General features: G+C 75.7%; 4 protein-coding genes. 3 read left to right on the top strand and 1 reads right to left on the bottom strand.

Features of this window, described 5'->3' with window-relative positions; all coding sequences use genetic code 11:
• Window positions 1–214: 214 nt before the first annotated feature.
• A complete protein-coding gene (locus AB0D45_RS34560) occupies window positions 215–1,105 on the top strand; it encodes an alpha/beta hydrolase (protein WP_361611120.1) in 891 nt (296 codons plus the stop codon).
• 6 nt (window positions 1,106–1,111) lie between these two features.
• Here the strand turns inward: AB0D45_RS34560 and AB0D45_RS34565 are convergent, their stop codons facing one another.
• Entirely contained in the window at window positions 1,112–1,660 is a 549-nt protein-coding gene (locus AB0D45_RS34565) for an NADPH-dependent FMN reductase (RefSeq protein WP_361611122.1), read from the bottom strand.
• Window positions 1,661–1,906: 246 nt separating this feature from the next.
• On the opposite strand from AB0D45_RS34565, the gene AB0D45_RS34570 reads away from it, so the two are divergent.
• Window positions 1,907–2,071: a hypothetical protein gene (locus AB0D45_RS34570; protein ID WP_362466612.1), complete on the top strand. Its 165-nt coding sequence runs from the start codon at window positions 1,907–1,909 to the stop codon at window positions 2,069–2,071.
• A gap of 29 nt (window positions 2,072–2,100) precedes the next feature.
• Window positions 2,101–4,356, top strand: coding sequence for a radical SAM/SPASM protein FxsB, inactivated metallohydrolase extension form (fxsB, locus tag AB0D45_RS34575; protein WP_362466615.1), 2,256 nt, complete (start codon window positions 2,101–2,103; stop codon window positions 4,354–4,356).
• Window positions 4,357–4,396: the final 40 nt, after the last annotated feature.

The following is a 4,396-nucleotide window of genomic DNA, read 5'->3' on the forward strand; positions in this document are numbered from 1 at the left end:
CCAGCCGGGCGGCCAGCTCGTCCGCGTCGGCCGCCACGACCGCGACCCGCACCGGGCCCGTCCCCGAGGAGGCGGCCTCCGCCGCCAGGTCGCGCGGCCGGTCCCGCCCCGGACGCCCCCGCGGGAAACCGCCCGCGAGTGCGCCCTACCGCGCTCCCCTCCCGGGGAGCACAATCGGCCTCACTGCCCGCGCCGGACGTGAGGGAGGGAGCGCGTGCGCAAAGAGGTGCGCACCGCCGACGGACGTGCCCTGATGGCGGAACGCTGGGGCGACCCGGACGGCAAGCCCGTCCTCCTGCTCCACGGCATGCCCGGCAGCAGGCTCGGCCCGGCGCCCCGCGGGATGGTCCTCTACCAGCGGCGGATGCAGCTCATCGCCTACGACCGGCCCGGCTACGGCGGCTCCGAACGCCACCCGGGCCGCACCGTCGCCGACGTGGCCCATGACGTGGCCGCGATCGCCGACGCCTTCGGGCTGGACACCTTCGCCGTGGCCGGCCGCTCGGGCGGCGCGCCCGGCGCGCTGGCCTGCGCCGCCCTGCTGCCCGAGCGCGTCACCCGGACGGCGGCCCTGGTCCCGATCGCCCCCAGGGACGCGGAGGACCTGGACTGGTTCGCCGGGATGGCCGCCTCGAACGTACGGGAGTACACCACCGCCACCGACGACCCCGAGGAACTGGCGGCCCGCCTGATCCCGCGCGCCGCCGGCATCGCCAGGGACCCCGGCCGGCTCCTGGACGAACTGCGCCGGGAGCTGACCGCCAGCGACCGCATGATCGTCTCGGACGCCGGCCTGCGGTCGATGCTGCTGCGCAACTACCGCGAGGGCGTGCGCACTTCCGCGTACGGATGGATCGACGACATCCTCGCCTTCAGCAGCCCCTGGGGGTTCGACCCCGCCGGCATCCGCTGCCCCGTACTGCTGTGGCACGGGGAGCTCGACGTCTTCTCCCCCGTGGGCCACTCGCGCTGGCTGGCCCGCCGCATCCCCGGCGCCACCACCACCATCGACCCCTCCGCCGCCCACTTCGCGGCCCTGCGCGCGCTGCCCGGCGTACTCAACTGGCTGCTGCGCGAGCCGCTGGGCGAACAGCAGCCCGCCTGAGGCCGCTCACCCGGCCGCTTCCACCAGCAGGGCGAGCACCCCCGCGAGGCGTTCGCGCGCGGCGGGGTCGGCGAGGGTCCCGTCGGCGCCCACCGCCTGCCGGTCCACCGGGATCCGCGCGCAGGCCGGGTCCACGACGGCTGCGCCCGTATAGCCCAGCACCGTCCGCAGCGCGGCCTCGGCGCCGCCGCCGCGGCCGGGGGCGGCGGCGTTCACCCATGCCACGGGCTTGTCGCAGATCTCGGTGCCGCCCACCGTCCAGTCCAGCAGGTTCTTGAACGAGCCGGGCAGGCCGCCCGCGTACTCCGGGGCGCAGATCAGCACCGCCGAAGCCTCCGCGATCGCCGCGCGCAGCCCGGCCACCGGGGCCGGCAGCGGGTCGGTGTCGTCGTCGGGGTTGAAGTGGGGCAGGCCGCCCAGGCCGTCGTAGAGGACGGTGCGCAGCGGCGGGGTGGCCTCGGCGGCGACGGAGCGCGCGGTGCGCAGCACGGTCTCGTTGGTGGAACCGGCGCGCAGGCTTCCGGACAGCAGCAGGACAACGGGTGCGTGGGCCATGCGTCCCAACCTACCGACCTGCGCCGACGGCGTCCGGCGCGGGCTCCGGGAGAACGGGACCGGGCCGTGCGGCAAACGGCCGAATGCACCCCCTCGATTATTGCTCCACGCTTTCCATAGAACGCTTGACCAGGCGTCATGTCTCGGTTGCCAATGGGGTGGGGACGAGTAAAGTCCACGCTTGACGGCAGCAACGCGCTGATGTCTTCCCCTCCCATTTCAGATGGCCTCCCCGAGGACGGTGTCGTGAACACTTCCGCAACCCCCCCGACCAGCACGGTCAAGGACCGTCGCGTCCCGCTCGCGAAGATCGACGTCCGCAGCGCCCCGGCGGCCGCGGCGCTCGAGCGCGTGCTCCCCGCGGAATCCGGCCGTCGCATTCAGTCACCGATCTTCAACTCCGCCCTCTGACGGTGCGTCACGAGCTCTAGACTGGTGGAATGACCGGCCCGATCGCATTCCGCGAGATCGTCCTGAAGGTTCACAGCAGATGCGATCTTGCTTGTGATCATTGCTATGTCTACGAACACGCAGACCAGAGCTGGCGAGCCCGGCCGAAGGTGATCTCCCCCGGGGTCATTTCCCAGACCGCGTCGCGGCTCGCCGAACATGCCCGTGACCATGCACTCCCCTCCGTCACGGTGATCCTCCACGGAGGGGAACCCCTGCTGGCCGGCCCCGAGCGGCTGCGCCTCGTGTGCGAGGAGTTCACCGGCGCCCTCGCCGGTACGGCCGAGCTCGACCTGCGGATCCACACCAACGGGCTGCGGCTGAGCCCCCGTTACCTGGACCTCTTCGCCGAGTACGGCGTCCGGGTCGGCGTCTCCCTCGACGGGGACCGCACGGCGAACGACCGCCACCGCCGCTTCGCCGACGGCCGCTCCAGCCACCCCCTGGTCCTGGCCTCCCTGGAACTGCTGCGCTCCGCGCCCTACCGCCACCTCTACCTGGGCCTGCTCTGCACCGTGGACGTGGCCAACGACCCCGTCGCCGTCCTCGACGCCCTGGTGGCGCTGGAGCCGCCCCGGGTGGACTTCCTGCTGCCGCACGCCACCTGGCAGACCCCGCCGGAGCGCGCCGGCGGCGCGCCCGACGCGTACGCGCGCTGGCTGCTGCGCGTCTTCGACCGCTGGGAGCAGCTGGAACGGCCCGTGCCGGTACGGCTCTTCGAGTCCCTGCTGTCGACGCTGGGCGGCGGTCCGAGCCTGACGGAGTCCCTGGGGCTGGCCCCGACCGACCTCGTCGTGGTGGAGACCGACGGGACGCTGGAGCAGGCCGACTCCCTCAAGAGCGCCTTCGAGGGGGCCCCCGCCACCGGGTTCGACGTCTTCGCCCACACCTTCGACGAGGTCGCCGCGCACCCGGGGATCCGGGCCCGGCAGCTGGGGCTCGCGGGCGTCAGCGACACGTGCCGCCGCTGCCCTGTCGTACGTTCGTGCGGGGGCGGGCTCTACACGCACCGCTACCGCGAGGACAACGGCTTCGACAACCCCTCCGTCTACTGCTCCGACCTGCGCGAGCTGGTGGAGGGGGTCGAGGGGCGTACGGCCGCCGCCCTGACCGCCCGCGAGCTGGCCGACCCGGCCGAACTGGCCCGGGCGCAGGAGGAGCTGACCCGGGTCCTGCTGGCCCGCCTGCACGGGGACCTCGCGGGGGACCCCGGCTGGGCGCGGGCCTGGGAGCTGCTGGCCGGGGTGGAGGAGGCCGGGGAGGCGGGCGCGGGCGCGCTGGACGCCGTACTGGGCCACCCGTTCACCCGGACCTGGGTGCTGGAGGCCCTGGACGCCGTGCGGGAGGGGCGCCCCGACGGCCCGGGGGCGGCCCGCAGGCTCGCCGCGCTGGCGGCCGCCGCCGTACTGCGGGGCGGGCTCGGGCTGCCGGCGGAGGTGGCCTACCGGGACGGGGAGGTGTACCTGCCGACGCTGGGGCTGCTGCGGCTCGGGGAGCCCGGTACGCGGGGCCGCGCCGTGCTGCACGCCACCGGCGAGGGGTACGCGGTCGTCCGGGAGGGCCGTACCGAGCACCGCTTCGGCCCGGCGGCGGGGGACGCTCGGTGGCTGCCCGTACGGACCTGGTCGCCCGGGCCCGGGGAGCCCGCGGTGGCGCTGGAGGACCTGGACCCGTACCGCAACTGCTTCGCCCGCCCGCCCCGGCTGCGGCTGGGCTCCGGGGAGGCCGACGAGTGGCGGGGTCGCCTCGGCGCGGCCTGGGCACTGCTGCACCGCACCGTCCCCGGGTTCGCGCGGGCGGCCGCCGCCGGGCTGAGCACCCTGACGCCGCTCGCCGGCGGGCCGCGGGCCGGGGGCTGGGGCGAGGCCGGGCGGCACGGGCCGGGCGCGCTCGGGGTGCCGTACGCCGCCGGGGTCAGGGAGACCGCCCTGGCCCTGCTCACCGGCCGCCGCCGGGCCCGGCTGCGGGCACTGACCGAGGTGGCCGACCTCTACGCGCTGGACGGGGCCTGGGAGCACCCCTCGCCCTGGCGGACGCGTCCGGTGCCGGTGTCGCGGCTGCTGGCCGACGTCCACGAGCGGGTCGCGGTGGAGGCGTACCGCCGGGCCACCCGGACGCAGGAGCCCGGCGGCACCGACCGCATCCACCGCGCGCTGGACCGGCTGGCGGGGGCGGCGGAGCTGACGGTCACCGGCAAGCGGCTGGTGGAGGAGCTGCGCTGGGAGCTGAAGGCGGTCGACGCATGACCCTCCCGGCCGGGCCGGCCGGCCCGCCGGGGGCCCGGGG

Origin of the sequence: Streptomyces sp. NPDC048352, assembly GCF_040651895.1 — a bacterium.
GTDB lineage: Bacteria > Actinomycetota > Actinomycetes > Streptomycetales > Streptomycetaceae > Streptomyces.